This window comes from Bilifractor porci (assembly GCF_009696005.1).
Classification (GTDB): Bacteria; Bacillota; Clostridia; order Lachnospirales; family Lachnospiraceae; genus Bilifractor; species Bilifractor porci.
This window is the reverse complement of sequence record NZ_VUMV01000002.1, coordinates 1-19,976: the sequence shown is the minus strand read 5'-3', so window position 1 is coordinate 19,976 and position 19,976 is coordinate 1. Positions and strand designations below refer to the sequence as shown.

The following is a 19,976-nucleotide window of genomic DNA, read 5'->3' as shown; positions in this document are numbered from 1 at the left end:
CAAACTGCCGCGTATCTCTCCCGCCGTGACAGCCTCTTTTTCAGGGAAGAAGTACCTTTCCTTTCCCTGTCTTATATATCAACATGGCCGTGCGGTTTTCTGTCTTGCAAAAAGAATAATCGCAGTCATCCGTACAGTCCATGATGTTTCTGGATATTTTCCGGTTCATCTCAAAGGGCTTGTCTGTCACACGGATAATCCCCTTTTTTCCAAAATCCATATCCCAGAAATACGGATCAAACACATGCACATACTCACTGTCAATGCCCGTCAGGGTGATGTAATGCTCGCACTCCAGAATGCACCGGACGACCGCCACCCCTCCCTGTTCCAGACAGGCAACAAGCTGGGAATTCTCCTTCATGTGGACATCCTCTCCCTGATAATACTCACACCGAAGGGGATAGCCCGTACACTTCGCGTAATTATTAAACCATTCCGTCATAAAGCGGATGGCCGCCTGAGAGGTCCCGTGCCTTCCCGGACAGCCCAGGTCATTGTATTCATCCAAGCCGTAATTATAGACTGCCTTAACAAAATCCGGAGGAATTTCTTCCGTTGAATACAGATAGGTAATTGCGTTCAGGACGGCCGTAGGACCACAGTCATACTCGGTCGCCTGATATCTGAGTGGTGTCCTCATCCTGCTGTCTCCCCCTCAAAAAGCTCTCACATCACAAAGCCGCCTGCTGACGCATACCGGCGCCCGGGGCTATTTCCTAGATAACCTGTAGGCTTTGCTATGATTACAAAGAATACCATACTTCCGCCATATGTCAAGATAGAAATTTTGATCCTATCGAGGCTTTAGGACTGCTGTTTCCGGTTCAGCGCCGCATAAATGTCCCGTTTGGAAACTCCTCGGTCCGCTGCCACCTTTTTCATCGCTGTTTTCTTATCCAGGCCTTCGTCCAGATACCGCTGCATATGTTCTTCGATGCCAAGCTGCTGCCAGACGGCCTGCTGTTCCGCCTTTTTCTGTTCCGGATCCTTTCCCCGGATGACAATGACATACTCGCCTCTGGGTTCTTCCTCCCGGAACTGGGAGACGGCTTCTCCCAATGTCAGCCGGAGCACCGTTTCATGTTTTTTGGTCAACTCCTTGCAGATGGCCGCCGGACGGTCTTCTCCAAGTAAGCCGGTCAGCACATCCAGTGTCTTCCTGAGCCTGTGCGGTGCTTCATAGAGGATCATTGTCCTGGTCTCCTCTTTCAGAGAATCCAGCACTTCCCTCTGTTCCTTTTTCTCCTGGGGAAGAAATGCCTCAAACACGAATCTTCTGGTGGAAAACCCGGAAAGAATCAAAGCCTGCAGAAATGCCGCAGCCCCGGGATTTGTAGAAACCGGAATTCCGGCCTCCACAGCCATCTGTGTAAGCACTTCTCCGGGATCCGAGATACCGGGCGTCCCCGCGTCGGTAATCAGTGCCACAACGGCTCCCTGCTGCATTTTTTCCACCAGTTCCCTGGCTTTATCATACTTATTAAACTCGTGATAGCTGGTCATCGGCGTGTGAATGTCAAAATGAGTCAGCAGTTTTCTGCTGTTTCTGGTATCCTCCGCCGCGATCAGATCCGCCTCCCGGAGCGTCTGGATACACCGCGGCGTCATATCGCCCAGATTTCCGATGGGCGTGGCGCAGAGAATCAGTTTTCCGGTCATGCCTGCCTCCCGTCTCCGTATATCCTGCAGATATCCCTGGAATAAACGCCGGGTTTTTCGTATACAATGAGCGGCTTATCCACATGGAGCCTTGGCCGTCCGTTCTTATACGCTTCCAGAAGAACCAGATTCGGCTCTTTATCCGCAAAAGGATAAACCAGTTGCATTCTCTTCGGCTCCAGCCGGACCTCCCGCAGAACATCCATAATCTCCGCAAGCCGGAACGGCCTGTGAACCAGACAGAACCTTCCGCCTGCACACAGAAGCCCGGACGCCTGCTGCGCCAGTTCCCGGAAGGTACATAATATTTCATGTCTGGCAATCGCCGTACTCTCATCGGGATTGACCAGCCCGTGGCGGCTGATCATATAGGGGGGATTGCTGACAATGACATCAAAGGAAGCCGCGCCAAAAATGGTTACGGCTTCTCTGATATCCCCCTGTACAATTTTCACTCTGTCCTCCAGATGATTCCGGATGACGCTTCTCTGCGCCATATCGGCAGATTTTTTCTGGATCTCCAGCCCGGTAAAAGTCCGGCCCTCTGTTTTTGCCGCAAGCAGAATGGGAATAATTCCTGTTCCGGTTCCCAGATCCAGAACCCTGTCTCCCTTTTTCACGTTCGCGTAACCGGAGAGGAGGACAGCATCAATACCATAACGGAACCCTTTTTCCGCCTGGATGATCCAATATCCGTTCTGCAGATCATCCAGATGCTCGCCCTCTTTCAGCCCCGCATCTCTGTCCGGTTTATTCCCCATCGCCTTTACCTGTCCGCTTTTCCTCTGTACGTCTGGCAGAAGCCGTTCCGGCCCCTTCTGTTCCCTTATCACGGTTTCTGTTCCGGCTCCGGTTTCTTGTACGGCTTCTGCGGCGTTCCCGCTGCTCCTGCCCTTCTGCGGCGGCATATGGTGCGTACCCGCCGTTTCCGGAAACTTCCGCCTCTGGATTCCTGCTCTGTCCGGAAGCCCTGGATCGTCCGGATGACCGTCCCGGACGGTCGGGACGCTCTGTCCGATTCTGCTCCGGATCACCCTTCTGCTCCCTGTCGCGCTCCTTCCCTCTGGAGCGTCCGCGGTTTCTGTCTCTTCCCGGCTTCTCTTCTTTCCTGTTTTCCAGATGCTCTTCCTGACCGTTCTTTTTGCGGGTGTCCTCTCCCCTGCCGGAACGGCCTTCCTCCTGCGCCGGCCGGGTTTCTTCTTTTTCCGCCGATGCCCTCCAGGCAGTCCCCTTCCGGTGCTTCATGACAAGTGTCAGCTCTTCTACCGGATGCTCCTGCATTTCCTTATCGTCGCCCTCTTCAATCAGAACGCGGACGGTCTGCTTCAGGACGTTGACACTCTGGACAATCCCCTGCGGACCATCCTGAACCTGCACGACATCGCCGAGTCCCGGAAGGTTTTTATTCAGATATTCATAGGTTTCCTGCTCATTTTTCAGGCAGCACATAAGCCGTCCGCAGACGCCGGATATCTTCGCCGGATTCAGGGACAGGTTCTGCTCCTTTGCCATTTTGATAGATACCGGGGCAAAATTGGAAAGATAGGTATGGCAGCACAGCGGGCGGCCGCAGATTCCTATCCCTCCCAGCAGCTTTGTCTCATCCCGGACACCGATCTGACGGAGTTCGATTCTGGTCTTGAATATAGCCGCCAGTTCCCGGACAAGCTCCCGGAAATCCACCCGTCCATCCGCCGTAAAATAAAACAGGACTTTTTTGTTATCGAAGGAATACTCTGCCTGGATCAGCTTCATATCCAGATGCAGCTCCCGTATTTTTTCCTGGCAGATTTTGTAGGCTTCCTTCTCCTTCACCCGGTTGGATTCTTCCCTGGCAATATCCTTTTCCGTAGCCATGCGGATAATTTCCCTGAGCGGCTGCACCACCTGCTTCTCCGGAATCTGGTGCGAGCCCAGAACCACACGGCCGCATTCCAGACCACGGGCAGTCTCTACAATCACACGGTCGCCCATGTGCGGATGATAATCCTTCGGGTCAAAATAATAAACCTTTCCGCCGCTGCGGAAACGTACACCAACGATTGTTACCATATATCTTTTTATCTTCCTCTGTCACCGGTCCGGTCCTGTCCCGGTGCTTTCTTCCTTCTTTTATAATGCTATGATGAAATCGCCAAAAGTATTCTTTCAGTTTTCCTTGATGGTAAGGAACATCAGCTCCATGGTGAGGTCAAAATTTACATTCGCGCGAAGCCGGTCCGCTGCCACATGGATTGCCTCTATAATTTTCTGAATTCCCTCGTAGGAGCTGGTAGCCGCGCGTTCGGAAATCGCATTGATTTCCTCTTTGAAAATCAGTCCGTCCACTTCCTTTGTCGCCTTAAACAGAAGTACGTCCCGAAACCACATTTCAAACAGATCCAGCTTGTCATAGATACTCTTCTTATCCGAAGAGAGCTGCTTTACGGCATCCACAAGTTCGTAGATTTCCATCTGCTTCGCTTTTTTCATAATCCGGACGCAGTATTCCACGCTCTCCATAAAATCGCGGGATTCCGCGGCCTTTTTGGCCTTTCCGATATTCCCCTGCGCAAACGATGCCTCGATCTCCGCCTGATAATCCGGCACATGCATCTGATGCATCAGGTAGTCCTTCATTTCCTCATCACTGACCGGCTTCAGGCGAAGCGTGACACACCGGGATGTAATGGTCGGAAGCAGGATGTCCGGATTTTCCGCAAGAAGCAGGATAACCGCGTATGCGGGCGGTTCCTCTATGGTTTTCAGCAGGGCATTCTGCGCCTGCGGAGACATCATGGAGGCGTCATCCACAATGTAAATCTTATACCGGCTCTCATACGGCTTGATGGAAATGTCATCTACCAGCTGTTCCCGGATATCGTCAATGCTGACCGTGTTCGGCTTTTCATGCGTCACATAGATAACATCCGGGTGATTCCCGGACAGCATTTTCCGGCAGGAGGTACATACCTGGCAGGGTTCCGTTCCGTGCTCCTGACACTGCAGGGTCATGGCGAAAATCGCCGCGATCAGCCTTTTCCCGGATCCTTTTTCCCCGCCGATGATATAGGCGTGAGAAACTTTTCCCGTCCTGATTGCATTCTGGAGATGTTCGACCACATCCCTGTGCCCGACAATTCCGGCAAACCCTTTTCTTTCATCCGGTTCTCTCATGCCTTACCCCCTTGTCCCTGTATGCAGGATAAAAACGTCTCCGCGCCATGCCGGATTTTCCAGACGGAATTTCCGGCCGCTCCTTTTAAGACGCCTACAGTATAGCATACCCGCATCACGATAAAAAGCATCTGACATAATGCTTTACGTTTTCCACACACGCTTCCAGTGTGCCATTATTGCTGAATCTTCTCTCAATTCCCGCCTCTGTAATTCTTTCCGGGGAAAAATCCGCGCAGTCCGCCAGATATCGCCGGCACAGTTCTTCATAATTCGGATTTTTCTGCTTTTTTTCCCTTTTCAGGGCTCTCTCCAGACGCAGCCCGTCCTCCGTCTCTATGTAGATGGGAACCAACTGCCCTCCGCCGAAATATTCCCTCATCCGTTCATAGGATTCCAGCGTTCCGATACCCAGATAGTTTCTTTGTTTCAGATCAATCTGCCCCTCATCCGCGGTAAAGTAGTACCAGTCTCCGGACACCGTGTGGTATACGCGTTCCTCGATCACCTTCCCCTCCGTCCGAAGCTGCTGCAGACGTTCCTGATCAGTGAAAAAATATTCCCGGCCGTTTTCTTCTTTTTCCCTGCGGGGTCTTGTCGTATAAAGAACCAGACGGCTCAGATCCAGCTCCGGATCCTCCGCCAGCGCCCGGTAAATATGATCCTTTCCGGTAGCGCTTTTCCCCATAATATAAAAAATCTTCTTCATCTGCCGTTTTTGCCTCTGCATGCGGAAAGGGCTGCTGTTTGCCGGATATCCCGGCAGTGACAGCAGCCCCTGTATTCCTGTTTTATCCGAGATGCTTTTCAATGGCGGCAAGCAGCTCATCGTACGTCTCAAACGCTTCCAGATCCGCATTATCCTTTTTGATCTGATCCGTACTTTTGAACAGAAAGCCTGCTTTGCTCGCCCGAATCATTCCGAGATCATTATAGCTGTCACCACTGGCGATTGTCTCAAAACCGATACTCTGCAGTGCTTTGACCGTACTGAGCTTGGAATCCGGAATCCGCATCCGGAATCCGGTGATTTCCCCATTCGGGGCAACTTCCAGTGTATTGCAGAAAATCGTCGGCCATCCCAGCTTTTCCATCAGCGGCTTCGCAAACTGTGTAAAGGTATCGCTGATAATAATCACCTGGGTCTCCGAGCGGAGTCTGTCGAGAAACTCTCTGGCGCCGGGCATCGGATCAATCGTTGCAATCGTATCCTGAATTTCCTTCAGTCCCAGTCCGTGTTCCTTCAGAATTCCCAGTCTCCAGTTCATCAGTTTATTATAGTCCGGCTCATCCCGTGTTGTTCTTTTAAGCTCCGGTATACCGCTGGCCTTTGAAAACGCGATCCAGATTTCCGGAACCAGAACGCCCTCCAGGTCAAGACACACAATATCCATAGCAGCATCCTCCTTGTCTTTCAAATACAGCAGCCACGCTTTTTTATTCTAGCAGAACAATGCCCGGGAAGTCCAGACATAAAAGATCAGGAACACTCACCGGAAACGGATCATCCGGAGGAAATCCGGGGAAGATCCCAGCGGAAATGGGCGGCCAGATACCGGATCAGAATAATGATTCCAAAGCTGATCATAATAGAAATGCCGGAATCCATATACCGGGGGAGAACATAGGCTGCGACTGCGCCTCCCAGAGACGCAAGGGCATAAACATGCTTTACAAACACGTAGGGTTTCTTCCCCGCAAAAAGATCCCTCAGGATTCCTCCCCCAACACCGGTAATTACACCTAAAAACACCGCAAGAAAAAGGTTGGTATCCGTCTGCACCAGTCCTGCGCAGACGCCATCAACTGTAAAAGCTGCCAGCCCCAGGGAGTCTGTTACCAATAACGTTTTTTCATAAACAAGTCTGACGCGTTCTGAATGAGGCCTCAGGCTTTGAAATTTCAGAACAAGGAAGACGATCCCTGCTGTCAGGAAGGAAAGAATCATATAGACGGGATTTCTGAATACAACCGGAGGCAGGCTGCCAATCGTCAGATCCCGGATAAACCCGCCTCCCGTTGCGGTTGTCAGCGCAAGAATCAATATGCCGAACAGATCCATTCCCTGTTCGACCGCTGTCATGGAACCGGAAATTGCAAAAGCAACGGTTCCAATCAGATCCATTATCAGAATAAAATCTTTTGTCATCAGCCTGCTGCCCCTGTCAATCCCTACCCCCGCAACGCCTGCTCAAAAATTCGTATTTTCAGCCTCTGCGAAACCCTATCCCGCATAAAACCAGTAAAATAATAAGAACAACTCCAAAATTCAGTGTTCCGGTTATCAAAAGCATCAGAAACAGCAGAGGACAGGCACAGAACAATCCAACGCCTGTAATGAATTTCAAAAATCCCCATGCCAGCCTGACGGCAATCCCGATCAGGCCGAAAAAGATAAAAAGGAATAATATTCCAAGCAGAATCACGGCTCTCACATCCTTCCCTGTACAATCATTTTATTCGCCAGAATGACTGCTGTTACTCCGGCCGCAATACTAAGAACCACATACAGGAAGGCTATTCCTGCATGTCCCTTTTCTGTCAGCTGCGCTGTCTCCAGCGCAAAAGAAGAAAACGTAGTAAATCCCCCGCAGATGCCAACCTTCAGAAACAAAATCAGCCTGGGGTTCAGATGATATTTCACTGCCAGTGCGGCAACAATCCCAATGACAAAGGAACCGATTACATTAATCAGAAACGTCTTCAGCGGAAACCCGCTTTCCGGATTTAACGGTGCCAGTCCGATCAGGTATCTGCATATGGCTCCCAGCGCTCCGCCCGCCCCGATGATGATGCATTCTGCCATAAAATCCATCCTCCTGTATCGGCTGACAGTCTGCATGCAGCCATATACAAAGACTTCTGCGCCTGTCAGCCTTTTACAGAGAATCATACCACAGGAACCCCTGCAGATGAATATACGGTTTTCGTAATGCTCAGATTTCCCGTGAGCTATTTCCGACAGGCAGTTATTTTATGCAGAAAGCCCGCCGCCGGTTTTTTCTTCATATGTCCTAAGATATAATTATGCTGTTTCCTTGCAGACATCCACCCACTGGAAATTCCCGATCACATCCTCCAGTTCTTCCAATGTAAGCCTGACACAGCTGTGATCATCTCCTGCGGCCGGATATACGGTATCATGTTTCCGGATGCTCTTATCCAGGCACACCGGAATACCTTCATGTATGCCAAACGGACAGATTCCTCCCGGCGCATGTCCGACAAGTTCTTCAACCTGGTCTGCCGGAATCATTTTCGCCTTGGTATGAAATGTTTCCTTGAATTTATGATTATCAATCCTGGCAGTTCCTTCTGTCAGAATCAGAAGCGGTTTTCCATCCACAAGAAGGGACATGGTTTTTGCTATCGCGCCAGGATCTGTGCCGATTGCACGGGCAGCCAGATCTACCGTTGCCGTTGAATCCTCCGGAACAAGGATCCTTGATTCATAACCCTTCTGTTTCAAATAACTTACTGCTTTTTCAAAAGACATTTTTTCTCCCATTCCCGCCGTGCTCCTCACGGCTCTATGCTCATACCTGTTGTCGTCGCTAAAGCACGTCCGGTCCTGCATGCAAGCATGCGTCCCGCCGTGCTTTGCGACTGGACTTATACATTTATATTTTGAAGCGGTATCCTACTCCCCAGATGGTCTCAATATACTGGGGTTTGGCTGTGTTGTACTCGATTTTCTCGCGGATTTTTTTTATGTGGACGGTTACTGTCGCAATGTCTCCCACCGAATCCATGTTCCAGATCTGACGGAACAGTTCTTCTTTGGTGTACACGTGATTCGGATGTTCCGCAAGAAAAGTCAGTAAATCAAACTCCTTATTGGTAAAGCTCTTTTCCTCGCCGTTCACCCAGACCCTGCGGGCTGTTTTGTCTATCCGTATTCCACGAATCTCTACGATTTCGTTTTCCTGCTTTACACTTTCTGTCAGCCGGCTGTATCTTGCCAGATGCGCCTTTACTCTCGCCACCAGTTCACTGGGAGAAAAGGGTTTGGTCATGTAGTCATCCGCACCCAGACCAAGACCATGAATTTTATCTATGTCATCCTTTTTGGCAGAGACAATAATAATCGGGGCATCTTTCTTTTCTCTTATCTTTTTGCAGATCTCAAACCCGTCCGCTCCGGGAAGCATCAGATCCAGAATATAGAGATTAAAATCCTCCTCCAGCGCACGCTTCTGTCCCGCCTCCCCATCTGTTTCGATTTCTACCTCGAAGCCGGAAAGCTCCAGATAATCCTTTTCCAGCTCCGCGATCGATTCCTCGTCTTCTACGATTAGGATTCTGCTCATTTTTTATTTCTCCCCCTGATATAATTTCTGATCCTGGAATTTTCCTGCGGCTTTTCTTCTCCATCCGGCTGCGCTGCCGGCGGTTCCTGATATTTCCGCAGGACAAAATAAATGACCGTTCCTACATTTTCCTTACTGGTCGCCCAGACCTTCCCCTCATGATCCTCCAGTATTTTCTTTACAATAGAGAGCCCTATGCCGCTGCCTCCCTGTCTGGAATTCCGGGAAGCATCCGTCCGGTAAAAGCGGTCAAAAATGCGGCTGACATCCTTCTGGGGAATCCCCTTTCCATTGTCTTCAAATTCCGCCTGGATATAGTCTCCTACATCACGGAGCCGGATGTTAATGACTCCCTTCTCCTTATTCATATATTTAATGGAGTTGCTGATGATATTATTGATGACCCGTTTTAACTGCTCCGGGTCTGCAATAATAATAGCATCATCCTGCAGATAATTGAAATAGGACAGTTCGATTCCCCTGCCCTCCATCTCCAGCCGAAGCTCATCCACACAGTCATCAAAGTATTCCGTAACATGGAGCTTTGTAAAATTGTAGGGAATCCGGTTTGTATCAATCTTGGAATACATGGTAAGCTCATCAATCAGCCTGGCCATATCGTTTGTCTTGTTATAAATCGTCCGGATATAGCGGTCGATTTTTTCCGGAGTATCCGCAACCCCATCCATAATTCCTTCCGCGTAACCCCGGATGGCGGTTACCGGTGTTTTCAAGTCATGAGAAATATTGCTGACCAGTTCCTTGCTCTCCCTGTCAAATTTCAGCTTTTCTTCCGCAGACTGCTTCAGGCGGATTCTCATTTCCTCGAAATCCATACACAGATCATTTATTTCCTGTATGTTGCTCCCTTCCACCGTAAAATCCAGTCTGCCGTCCCGGATGTTCTGCGCTGCTGTCTTTAGCCGGTTAATCGGGGTGATAACGCCCTGATAGATCCAGAAACTCATTCCCATGGCCGTGACAGCCAGAATCAGGATAATAAGGAAAATCATTTCTGCCATCCAAATCTTTGTCTCATTGGTTACACGGGACAGCTCGCTGATCAGAAATACACTCCCTGCCGTACCGTCGGCAAAAGTAAAATCATACTGCTGTGTCATGTAATCGCCCATGATCTGGGTGTATCCGTTCTCCGTATTTTCTTCCGAGCCATAGGGAGGAAGCTCTTTCAGAAGAACGGAGTTTTTGATAGAGAACCGCCCGTTATAGAGAATTTCATCTCCCTTCCGGATGATCAGAAAGATTCCGTCTGACTGAAATTTCGTGTTTTCCTCTTCCAGAAAGCCGGTATCTTCCGCCTTTGCAGGGTCTGCCCCGATCAGCTCTGACAGGGTTTTCATATCCTCGTCCATCTTTTTTGCGGTAATCAGAGAGCTGTTATAAAGACTTTCATAGGTGGGATTTTCCAGTCCGTACTCTTTCTTCAACGACTGTAGTTTATAACCTGTCAGAAAATAAAAGAGCAGTGTGCAGAAAACAACCGGAATGATAATAATAAGGATAAATGCTGTTGTAATGCGCGCTTTAAGGCTCATGCCCTTTTTGTTCTTCATATGTTTTCTTTTCTATTTCACTGTAGTCTGCAGTCCTGTAGGATTCAGAAAAAAGTATAGCATACCGGCTGTCCGGCTGTTTCTTAATTCTTTATGAAGTCTTTTTCGGAAATATCCCGATCAAAAACTGAGGAAAGGCAGGAATGCGGAGCAAGAAAAAGACTGCCGCTTTTCGCGGGAAAAGGGGGTACTCTTTTCAGAGCACTCCCTTTTCCGCTGATAAAGCGACAGTCCACCCGGACCTTCCGGTCCGTTTTCCCCTGTTTGCTCACGGTTACAGATACTTTTTCAGTTCTTCTGCCTTATCGGTCTGCTCCCACGGAAGATCAATGTCTGTTCTTCCGAAATGGCCATAGGCCGCAGTCTGACGATAAATCGGACGGCGGAGATCCAGCATTTTAATAATTCCCGCCGGACGAAGATCAAAATGGTCACGGATAATTGCGATTAATTTCTCATCAGAAAGTTTTCCTGTACCAAAGGTATTGATATTGATGGATGTCGGCTGCGCTACACCAATGGCATAAGAGAGCTGAATCTCGCACTTATCGGCAAGTCCTGCCGCAACCAGATTTTTTGCCACATAACGGGCAGCATACGCGGCAGAACGGTCTACCTTTGTGCAGTCCTTTCCGGAAAAGGCACCGCCGCCATGGCGGCCTACTCCGCCATATGTATCAACAATAATCTTGCGTCCGGTAAGTCCTGCATCTCCCTGCGGTCCGCCGATTACAAAACGGCCGGTGGGGTTAATGTAAATTTTGGTGTTTTCATCAACCATAGCAGAATCTACAACCGGATCAATCACGTATTTGCGGATATCCTTATGAATCTGCTCCTGCGTTACATCTTCATCATGCTGGGTAGAGATAACAATAGCCTCCAGACGTACCGGCTTGTCATTCTCATCATACTCGACAGAAACCTGTGATTTTCCATCCGGACGAAGATAAGATAATGTTCCGTTTTTTCTGACCTCCGCGAGCTTTCTTGTCAGCTTGTGCGCAAGCTCAATGGAATACGGCATGTATTCCGGAGTCTCATTGGTGGCATAACCGAACATCATCCCCTGATCGCCGGCGCCGATGGCCTCAATCTGGGCATCTGTCATCTTGCTCTCTTTTGCCTCCAGTGCTTTATCAACACCCATGGCAATATCCGGGGACTGCTGGTCAACAGCTACAAAAACCGCGCAGGTATTTGCGTCAAAGCCCTTCTCGGAGCTGTCATATCCGATTTCACGGATCGTATCGCGGACAATTTTCTGGTAATCCAGATGCGCTTTCGTCGTGATTTCACCTGTAACCAGGGCAAAACCGGTACACATAGCGGTTTCACATGCAACACGGCTCATGGGATCCTCTGCCATGCAGGCGTCCAGGATGGCGTCGGAAACCGCGTCGCAGATTTTATCCGGATGTCCCTCAGTAACTGATTCGGAAGTAAATAATTTTCTCTCCATTTCTTCTCCTTTTGCTGCTTTTCCCGTGCCGCTCTTACGTCACTTTGCGCTCATACCTGTTGTCGTCGCTAAAGCACGTCCGGTCCTGCATGCAAGCATGCCTCCCTCCCTGCTTTGCAACTGGACCTGCATGCAAGCATGCGCCCCTCCCTGCTTTGCGACTGGACTTATACAGTAAAAAATCCGCTCAATAAAAGCGGATCTGATATTCCAAACTCTTATTGTTCGATCGTCTCGCTCAGGCTGGCACCTTCCGTTTCCGGGGTTGTCGTGGTCTCTACGGTCCTTACACCTCCACCACTCTGAATAAGAGAAAAGCGTTATGCAGTTGTCATTTTTATTTACGACAACTAACATAACGCTTTTCAAAATCTCCGTCAAGAACCATACCTGCCCGTTTAGACAGGGTATCAATTTTGTCCAACCAAAATACGCATTCGACAATCATCAGCCTACCATAAGGCGGAATTTCTGGATTTCCCTCTCGTCGCTGACCTGCTGGATTTCCGCTCCGAGACTGCGCAGCTTCGCGTCAAAGTCTTCATACCCGCGGAGGATATAGACAATATCGTCTACTACCGTAATGCCCTCTGCTACCAGCCCGGCAATGACCAGAGCAGCTCCTGCCCGAAGGTCAGGGGCAGATATCCTGGCGCCGGTTAAAGATTCCGTGCCGTCAATAATTGCCGTATTTCCTTCCACCTTGATACTTGCTCCCATGCGGGAGAGCTCATCGGCGTACTTAAAGCGGTTTTCAAATATACTTTCCGTAACGATACTGGTTCCCTGGGCCGTACAGAGAACGACGCTCATCTGCGGCTGCATATCTGTTGGGAAGCCGGGATACGGAAGCGTTTTTACATGCGTTTTTCTGAGACGGCTTTTCGCGCTTATTCTTACCGCGTCATCAAACTCCTCGACATAGCAGCCGATCTCCAGAAGTTTTGCCGTCATTGCCTCCAGATGCTTCGGAATGACATTGCGCACAAGAACATCCCCTCTGGTTGCCGCTGCCGCAAACATATAGGTTCCTGCCTCAATCATATCCGGCACCACAGCATAAACGGTGCGGTGCAGTTTCTCCACGCCGCAGATCCGGATCACATCAGTACCGGCACCCTTGATATTGGCTCCCATGCTGTTCAGAAAATTTGCCGCGTCTACAACATGAGGCTCTCTGGCCGCATTTTCGATTATGGTATTTCCCTTTGCCATGGATGCCGCCATCATAATATTAATGGTCGCGCCCACAGAAACCATGTCCAGAAAGATATGCGCGCCATGAAGGTTTTCCGCAGACGCCTCAATGACCCCATGTGTGATATTGACCGTCGCGCCCAGGGCGCGAAACCCCTTCAGATGCTGGTCAATCGGACGGCTTCCGATATTGCACCCGCCGGGAAGCGGAACCTCCGCCTTTTTATATTTTCCGAGCAATGCGCCCAGAAGATAATATGAGGCACGTATTTTCTTTATAAACTCATAATCCACGCTGACACTTCCGATTGTGGAACCGTTGATGCGGACTCTGTGACGGTCAAGCCGCTCTACGGATGCCCCGATAACCGAAATTGCTTCCAGCAAAACATTGATATCACTTACATCAGGAATATTCTCTACCAGAACCGGCTCATCTGTCATGATCGCCGCAGTAAGAATAGCAAGCGCAGCATTCTTGGCTCCTCCGATCTCTACCTCTCCAACCAGAGGATTGCCGCCCTTAATTACATATTTATCCATTCTCCACCTCAGTAAACGTTTCTGCATGCCCCGGAAAAACTGCCTTTCTCCCCCGGCAGTTCCCCGGTCTTTCGCGTGTGAATTCCGGTTACCCCTTATTACCGGAAATTCTGCAGTAAAAACCCTGTGCGTAAATTTTCATGCCGGACCCACCGACATGTCTGTATGTAAAAGTTTCCTCTATCTTACATGAAATCAGGAAATTTGTAAACTGCCATGCGGACTGCGCGCTGTACCGGCGCCCCACAGCTACTTACATCCGTTATACGGATTACTTATGGCCGGTTATATGAAGCTGACGGATCAGTTCTGCCAGCGTGTTTTCCAGATCCCTGCCGGTTTCATCCAGAATCAGATCCGCGTATTGTCTGTACAGGAGTTCCCTCTCTTTGTAGATATCCAGCAGCGTCTGTCCCTCCCGCAGCACGACACCACGGTCTTTCAAGTCACCGAGTCTTTTTTTCAGCTGGTCATATTCCAGATGGAGATAGACAACCCGGCCTGTTTCCTTAAAATGACGCATCGCTTCGTATCCGTAGACAGCGCTTCCCCCCGTCGCAATAACCGTATTCTCTGTTTGAATTGAAGCATTAACACGGTTTTCTATTTCCAGAAAACCGTCGATGCCTTCCTCTGCAATAATTTCCTTCAAAAGCCGTTTTTCCCTCTCCTGAATCAGCAGATCTGAATCCAGAAAGCGGTATCCGATTTCTTTTGCGAGAATGACTCCTATTGTACTCTTGCCGACACCCGGCATTCCCGTCAGAATAATATTGTCCATATCTTTTCTCCTTACTGGTCTGCCCGGCATTGGAACAGCCAGGCGGGTTTATTATAGTAAGCCCTGCCACCATATGCAAGAAAGAGATTCCGCATTTTCAGCCACTCAACAGGCATGGAACTTACTCTTTCAAACTGGAACTTCAGATTTCAACCAGCCACCTTCTGACGGAAAAACAGGGCTCCCGGTTTACGCGGAACCCTGTTTTTAAAATCAATATACGATAAGCCCCGTCTGCGGGACCCGGCAGTTATTATACAATACCCTGGGCGAGCATTGCCTGCTCTACCTTCTTAAATCCTGCGATATTTGCTCCTGCCGCATAATCGCCGTCCTTGCCGTACTCCTTTGCGGCACTGTCAATATTATGAACAATATTGATCATAATCTGTTTCAGCTTCGCGTCTACCTCCTCGAAGGTCCAGGAAAGACGTTCGCTGTTCTGGCTCATTTCCAGAGCGGAAGTAGCCACGCCGCCTGCATTTGCTGCTTTTGCCGGTCCGAAAATTACGCCGTGCTGCTTCAGATAATCAGTAGCTTCCAGAGTTGTAGGCATATTAGCGCCCTCGCACACAGCGATGGTTCCATTTGCCACCAGTGTCTTTGCGTCTTCCAGATTCAGCTCGTTCTGTGTCGCGCACGGAAGGGCGATGTCTGCCTTCACAGCCCATACGCCTCTGCCCTCATGGTACTCGGAATTCGGACGATACTTCTTGTACTCTGTCAGACGCGCACGGTTAACTTCCTTAATCTCCTGCAGAGCTGCCACATCAATTCCATCCGGATCATAGACCCAGCCGGTAGAATCGGAGCAGGTAAGGACCTTAACGCCAAGCTGCTGTGCTTTCTGAATCGCGTAAATCGCAACATTTCCGGCACCGGAGACAACAGCGGTCTTTCCGGAAATATCAATGTTATTTATTTTCAGGAGTTCCTGTGTAAAGTACAGGAGACCATAACCGGTTGCCTCTGTTCTTGCAAGAGAACCGCCATAGCTCAGGCCTTTTCCGGTAAGGACGCCTTCGTAGCTGTCGCGGATTCTCTTGTACTGTCCGAAAAGGAATCCGATCTCGCGGCCGCCGACACCAATATCACCGGCAGGAACATCTGTGTCCGCGCCGATATGGCGGTACAGCTCTGTCATAAAGCTCTGGCAGAATGCCATAACCTCTCTGTCGGATTTTCCCTTCGGATCAAAATCGGAGCCGCCTTTGCCGCCTCCGATGGGAAGTCCGGTCAGAGAATTTTTGAAGATCTGCTCGAATCCGAGGAACTTAATAATTCCGATATTTACAGAAGGATGGAACCGGAGACCGCCCTTGTACGGTCCGATAGCGCTGTTAAACTGTACGCGGTATCCTGCGTTAACCTGAACCTGTCCGTTATCATCTACCCACGGAACGCGGAAACGAATCTGACGTTCCGGCTCACAGAGACGCTCAAGAAGCGCGTTCTTTCTGTAAAGCTCTTCGTTTCTCTCCGCTACCGGGCGGATGGTTTCCAGAAATTCTTTTACAGCCTGATGAAATTCGGGCTGCGCCGGATTTTTCGCGACAACTTTTTCGTAAACTTCATCTACATATCCCATTTGTTGGTTCCTCCTTACTGTAGATTCTTCTGCATGATCTGTCGGCCAATACTTCATTCTGATTATATCGACTCTATCGCAAACTATATCATGTACTACTTATGGATGCAATCAATTTTTTGAATCCTGCATAATAAGCATTTATCTCTGCAAAATTTACTTATTTTTAAGTATTACTGAAGGATTCTTTACGCCGCCATGCAGTTTTGACATCCGGCTCCGCGCATAAGGAATAAAAACTCCTCCCTATTTCTTTCTTCCGAAAGGATTCTATCTATGTTATACTAATAAAGCTGTGTATATCATAAATGCCATCTACCGGCATAAAAGTTTAGTTGAGGTGAAAAAAATGTCTGAAGAAAACATGAGCATGGAAGACTTTTCCAACGCTATTGACAGCTCTTTCGTCAATTTTAAGGATGAGGGTGAAGAAAACTGGGAAAAGCTGAAACAATACCAGGCGGATAAGACTCCCCTTACGGTTACTGTAGACGGAGTGGTGAATAAAGGTGTTGTTTCCAACATAGAAGGTATTCGCGGTTTCATCCCCGCTTCCCGTCTTGCCCTTGGTCATGTCAATGACTTAAATGAATATCTTGGAAAAACTGTAGAAGTAATTGTCCGCGAGGCAGATCCGGAAAAGAAACGTCTGATTCTTTCCTGCGTTGAACTTCTGCGCGCCAAGGCAAATGAAGAGAAAAAAGAAAAAATGAATGAAATGGCTGTCGGCACCGTTATGTCCGGCGTCGTGGAAACCATACAGCCTTATGGTGCCTTTGTCCGTCTGGAAAACGGTCTGTCCGGTCTTGTTCATGTATCTCAGATCTCCAGAAACAGAATTAAATCTCCGGATGTTGTGCTGAAAACAGGACAGGAAGTTAAGGTAAAGGTAATAGCTATCAAAGATGGAAAGCTCAGCCTGTCCATGAAAGCCCTGGAAAAGAACGCAGAGGAAGAAGACCGGCAGGAGGTACGCAACATTAAACTGCCAAAATCTGAGGATCTCACCACAAATCTCGGATCTCTCTTGAAAAATATCAAGGTCTGATTAAAGAATCGTAATATATATGTGATAAATACAGAAACAGCCGCTTTATGCAGCAGCCGGATATTCACGGGAATATTCAGCTGCAATGTCTATAAAGCGGCTGTTCTATTACCTTTTGTATCGGCAGATCTCACTGCGTCGGCTCTGCCGACGCTGCGGGAATGCTCTTTATTTTCCGGACCGGGGGCTTTCCATCCGAATATTAACGTCTCTTTCTGCTTCCTGGAAAGCTGTTTGATGGCATATTCTCTTGCCATCGCCTCTTTCTTCGTCGGAAAAACTTCCCAGTACACCAGTTTGACCGGAAGACGGCTCCTGGTATACTTTGCTCCGGCTCCGCGGTTATGCGTGCGGACCCGGTTTTCCAGATCGTTGGTCCAGCCGGTATACAGGGTATGATCTGCACACAGCAGAATATAAGTATAATTTCCGCCGCTATCACACGACGTTCTGATTTCCAAGTCCGCGTCCATACTTTTTTCTGTTCCGCCGCGCTGCATAGCATCCGACTCTGCGGTCACGGAAGCTGACCGTAAACATAAACAGCGTCCGTAATATTCGGATGATCAACCGAACCGTCACTGTCATCCGTATCCTGGCTTGCCGCGCCGGCTGTAATCAGGATATATTCTGTCCCGTCCTTTGCCTTCGCCAGACTTGCCAGACAGTTTCCCGCTTCATCGGTATATCCTGTCTTTCCTCCCTCAATAACCGTTCCATTATCCAGCAAGGATTCTGTCAGATAGGTAAAAAGCCTGCTGCTGAGTGTAATACCGTCCGGATGCTGATCGGTAGAGGTTGTCGTATACACATAAGAAGTAAAAATATCCCGGAATGTGGAATTCTGCAGGCAATATTCCAGAAGCTTCGCAAGATCCGCACAGGTTGTATACTGATTGGCATCATGCAGACCTGTGCAGTTTGTGAAATTGGTACCGGTCATGCCTAGTTCCTGCGCCTTCTGATTCATGAGGGTAACAAAATCTGCCTCGGAACCGGAAACCGCGTCTGCCAGCGCATAACAGGCATCTGCTCCGGAAGGAAGCATAATGCCGTAAAGAAGGTCACTGATGGTAACGGTTTCTCCGTATCCGAATCCGGCCACCGTAGCGCCTTCGTTCCAGGCGGGATCAATTTCATTGTCTGTAACCATGAAGGATTTGTTCAGATCACTCTCGTTTTCTATCCCGATGATACAGGTCATCATCTTGGTCAGAGACGCCGGATAGATGGTTGTCTCTCCATTTTTATCAAATACCACTGCCTGATCGCTTAACCGGATCATCAGAGCCTCCGGGCTTACAATGCCGGACTGGTCAATGACAGGTACGTCGGTATTTCCGGTCTGAGAAGAGGATTGAACATTTTCAGATGAACTGTTTTCTTCCGGAATCGTTGTATCAGTTTTCTCACCTGCGTAAACCAGAGAAAAACCTGATACGCTGTTATCCGCTTCCGAGTAAAGCTTATTGCTGGCATCCATCCGCCCCTTTACCAGAAGAAATAAAAACAGGACAATAAGCAGAGCCACTACAAGTACAAGGATAGAAACAACCATGAGAATTTTTTTCTTTATCTTTTTTTCCCTGGCCCTTCGAGCCTTGCGTTCCTCTCTTGTTTCTTCTACTTCATCTTCAAAAGACATAATTTCCTCCTGTCTTCTACTTCATCTTCAAAAGACCCTTTTTTCTCCTGACGCACGGAGGCCGTCAGTGCTTCCCCATCTCTGATTCAGTATACCGGGTGAAATACACAAAAGCAATTTTTCCGAATTAAAAAATAACCCGGTAAACATCTTACCGGGCTTCTCTGAAGCATCGGGGACTCGAACCCCGGACAACTTGATTAAAAGTCAAGTGCTCTACCACCTGAGCTAATGCTCCTTAAAATAGTGCCTAGTTCCGGAATCGAACCAGAGACACGAGGATTTTCAGTCCTCTGCTCTACCAACTGAGCTAACTAGGCACAAAAGTTGCGGGAGTAGGATTTGAACCTACGACCTTCGGGTTATGAGCCCGACGAGCTTCCTGACTGCTCCATCCCGCGATATATAAAATTTTTACAAGCCGATGATCGGACTCGAACCGATAACCTGCTGATTACAAATCAGCTGCTCTGCCAATTGAGCCACATCGGCATATACCAGCAATCCTATCATCATGCTGTAATGGATGGTGGTGGATTCGAACCACCGAAGGCAGTGCCAGCAGATTTACAGTCTGTCCCCTTTGGCCACTCGGGAAACCATCCACAAATGGGGCCTACAGGGCTCGAACCTGTGACCCTCTGCTTGTAAGGCAGATGCTCTCCCAGCTGAGCTAAGACCCCATCATATCATTATCAAAGAACAAAACTCTGAAAGCTTTGTCCGCGCGACCCGGATCGGGATCGAACCGACGACCTCCGCCGTGACAGGGCGGCGCTCTAACCAGCTGAGCCACCGGGCCATAAGGTACTTCATACCTTCAAAACTGCATATACTCTTTCCAAACGTCCCGCAATTCTATGAACCGCTCCACGCCTCCGCTTCGCTTCTTCTGCTCCGCTTCCGCGCTTCCCTGATCTAGCCCTCGACCGATTAGTAACAGTCAGCTCCATGCATTGCTGCACTTCCACCTCTGCCCTATCTACCTCGTCGTCTTCAAGGGGTCTTAC

Annotated in this window: 17 protein-coding genes, 7 tRNA genes, 1 rRNA gene, 2 pseudogenes and 1 riboswitch; of the genes and pseudogenes, 1 reads left to right on the top strand and 26 read right to left on the bottom strand. The window is 49.1% G+C overall.

Going from position 1 to position 19,976, the window contains the following annotated elements; genetic code table 11:
* Nucleotides 1-40: 40 nt before the first annotated feature.
* The 16 genes and pseudogenes from FYJ60_RS02980 to gdhA form a co-directional block, all read right to left on the bottom strand.
* On the bottom strand, nucleotides 41-643 hold the full coding sequence (locus tag FYJ60_RS02980) for a C39 family peptidase (protein WP_154457099.1): 603 nt from the start codon (nucleotides 641-643) through the stop codon (nucleotides 41-43).
* Between the two features lie 164 nt (nucleotides 644-807).
* Entirely contained in the window at nucleotides 808-1,662 is an 855-nt protein-coding gene (gene rsmI, locus FYJ60_RS02975) for a 16S rRNA (cytidine(1402)-2'-O)-methyltransferase (RefSeq protein WP_154457098.1), read from the bottom strand.
* On the bottom strand, nucleotides 1,659-2,423 hold the full coding sequence (locus FYJ60_RS02970) for a tRNA1(Val) (adenine(37)-N6)-methyltransferase (RefSeq protein WP_154457097.1): 765 nt from the start codon (nucleotides 2,421-2,423) through the stop codon (nucleotides 1,659-1,661). The genes rsmI and FYJ60_RS02970 overlap by 4 nt, the downstream gene beginning before the upstream one ends.
* Before the next feature lie 403 nt (nucleotides 2,424-2,826).
* Nucleotides 2,827-3,714: pseudogene (locus FYJ60_RS12820) on the bottom strand (PSP1 domain-containing protein); the annotation flags it as partial.
* A 96-nt stretch (nucleotides 3,715-3,810) separates the two neighbouring features.
* The gene (gene holB, locus FYJ60_RS02960; RefSeq protein WP_154457095.1) at nucleotides 3,811-4,818 is read right to left on the bottom strand and encodes a DNA polymerase III subunit delta'; all 1,008 of its coding nucleotides are present in this window, start codon (nucleotides 4,816-4,818) and stop codon (nucleotides 3,811-3,813) included.
* Between the two features lie 115 nt (nucleotides 4,819-4,933).
* Entirely contained in the window at nucleotides 4,934-5,527 is a 594-nt protein-coding gene (locus FYJ60_RS02955; RefSeq protein WP_154457094.1) for a nucleoside/nucleotide kinase family protein, read from the bottom strand.
* 82 nt (nucleotides 5,528-5,609) lie between these two features.
* Nucleotides 5,610-6,212 (bottom strand): bifunctional phosphoserine phosphatase/homoserine phosphotransferase ThrH, encoded by a 603-nt coding sequence (gene thrH / locus FYJ60_RS02950; RefSeq protein WP_154457093.1) that lies wholly within the window; start codon nucleotides 6,210-6,212, stop codon nucleotides 5,610-5,612.
* A 110-nt stretch (nucleotides 6,213-6,322) separates the two neighbouring features.
* A complete protein-coding gene (locus FYJ60_RS02945; protein ID WP_154457092.1) occupies nucleotides 6,323-6,967 on the bottom strand; it encodes a trimeric intracellular cation channel family protein in 645 nt (214 codons plus the stop codon).
* Between the two features lie 282 nt (nucleotides 6,968-7,249).
* Complete coding sequence (gene crcB, locus FYJ60_RS02940) at nucleotides 7,250-7,624, bottom strand: fluoride efflux transporter CrcB (RefSeq protein ID WP_154457091.1); 375 nt, start codon at nucleotides 7,622-7,624, stop codon at nucleotides 7,250-7,252.
* A gap of 219 nt (nucleotides 7,625-7,843) precedes the next feature.
* Nucleotides 7,844-8,314 carry a YbaK/EbsC family protein gene (locus FYJ60_RS02935; RefSeq protein ID WP_154457549.1) on the bottom strand — a complete coding sequence of 157 codons (471 nt, stop codon included), beginning with the start codon at nucleotides 8,312-8,314 and terminating at the stop codon, nucleotides 7,844-7,846.
* A 124-nt stretch (nucleotides 8,315-8,438) separates the two neighbouring features.
* A complete protein-coding gene (locus FYJ60_RS02930) occupies nucleotides 8,439-9,128 on the bottom strand; it encodes a response regulator transcription factor (RefSeq protein ID WP_154457090.1) in 690 nt (229 codons plus the stop codon).
* Nucleotides 9,125-10,684 (bottom strand): sensor histidine kinase, encoded by a 1,560-nt coding sequence (locus FYJ60_RS02925; protein WP_154457547.1) that lies wholly within the window; start codon nucleotides 10,682-10,684, stop codon nucleotides 9,125-9,127. The genes FYJ60_RS02930 and FYJ60_RS02925 overlap by 4 nt, the downstream gene beginning before the upstream one ends.
* Nucleotides 10,685-10,976: 292 nt before the next feature.
* Complete coding sequence (metK, locus tag FYJ60_RS02920; protein WP_154457089.1) at nucleotides 10,977-12,164, bottom strand: methionine adenosyltransferase; 1,188 nt, start codon at nucleotides 12,162-12,164, stop codon at nucleotides 10,977-10,979.
* A 215-nt stretch (nucleotides 12,165-12,379) separates the two neighbouring features.
* Nucleotides 12,380-12,477, bottom strand: a riboswitch (SAM riboswitch).
* Between the two features lie 134 nt (nucleotides 12,478-12,611).
* A complete protein-coding gene (locus FYJ60_RS02915) occupies nucleotides 12,612-13,904 on the bottom strand; it encodes a UDP-N-acetylglucosamine 1-carboxyvinyltransferase (RefSeq protein WP_154457088.1) in 1,293 nt (430 codons plus the stop codon).
* A 271-nt stretch (nucleotides 13,905-14,175) separates the two neighbouring features.
* Nucleotides 14,176-14,685 (bottom strand): shikimate kinase, encoded by a 510-nt coding sequence (locus FYJ60_RS02910; protein WP_235903300.1) that lies wholly within the window; start codon nucleotides 14,683-14,685, stop codon nucleotides 14,176-14,178.
* A 253-nt stretch (nucleotides 14,686-14,938) separates the two neighbouring features.
* Nucleotides 14,939-16,273 carry an NADP-specific glutamate dehydrogenase gene (gene gdhA, locus FYJ60_RS02905; protein ID WP_154457086.1) on the bottom strand — a complete coding sequence of 445 codons (1,335 nt, stop codon included), beginning with the start codon at nucleotides 16,271-16,273 and terminating at the stop codon, nucleotides 14,939-14,941.
* A gap of 349 nt (nucleotides 16,274-16,622) precedes the next feature.
* Here gdhA and FYJ60_RS02900 point away from each other — a divergent pair, with 349 nt between their 5' ends.
* Entirely contained in the window at nucleotides 16,623-17,321 is a 699-nt protein-coding gene (locus FYJ60_RS02900) for a S1 RNA-binding domain-containing protein (protein WP_154457085.1), read from the top strand.
* A gap of 200 nt (nucleotides 17,322-17,521) precedes the next feature.
* On the opposite strand, the pseudogene FYJ60_RS02895 reads toward FYJ60_RS02900, so the two are convergent.
* The 10 genes and pseudogenes from FYJ60_RS02895 to FYJ60_RS02850 form a co-directional block, all read right to left on the bottom strand.
* A pseudogene (locus tag FYJ60_RS02895) lies at nucleotides 17,522-17,794 on the bottom strand (GIY-YIG nuclease family protein); the annotation flags it as partial.
* Between the two features lie 44 nt (nucleotides 17,795-17,838).
* Nucleotides 17,839-18,966, bottom strand: coding sequence for a D-alanyl-D-alanine carboxypeptidase family protein (locus tag FYJ60_RS02890; RefSeq protein ID WP_154457084.1), 1,128 nt, complete (start codon nucleotides 18,964-18,966; stop codon nucleotides 17,839-17,841).
* 165 nt (nucleotides 18,967-19,131) lie between these two features.
* A tRNA-Lys gene (locus FYJ60_RS02885) sits at nucleotides 19,132-19,204 on the bottom strand.
* Nucleotides 19,205-19,213: 9 nt separating this feature from the next.
* Nucleotides 19,214-19,286 (bottom strand) — tRNA-Phe (locus tag FYJ60_RS02880).
* A gap of 7 nt (nucleotides 19,287-19,293) precedes the next feature.
* A tRNA-Met gene (locus FYJ60_RS02875) sits at nucleotides 19,294-19,367 on the bottom strand.
* An 18-nt stretch (nucleotides 19,368-19,385) separates the two neighbouring features.
* Nucleotides 19,386-19,458, bottom strand: a tRNA-Thr gene (locus FYJ60_RS02870).
* Between the two features lie 31 nt (nucleotides 19,459-19,489).
* A tRNA-Tyr gene (locus tag FYJ60_RS02865) sits at nucleotides 19,490-19,571 on the bottom strand.
* A 5-nt stretch (nucleotides 19,572-19,576) separates the two neighbouring features.
* A tRNA-Val gene (locus tag FYJ60_RS02860) sits at nucleotides 19,577-19,649 on the bottom strand.
* A 45-nt stretch (nucleotides 19,650-19,694) separates the two neighbouring features.
* Nucleotides 19,695-19,768 (bottom strand) — tRNA-Asp (locus FYJ60_RS02855).
* Nucleotides 19,769-19,879: 111 nt separating this feature from the next.
* Nucleotides 19,880-19,976: ribosomal RNA gene (locus tag FYJ60_RS02850) — 23S ribosomal RNA — on the bottom strand; the annotation flags it as partial.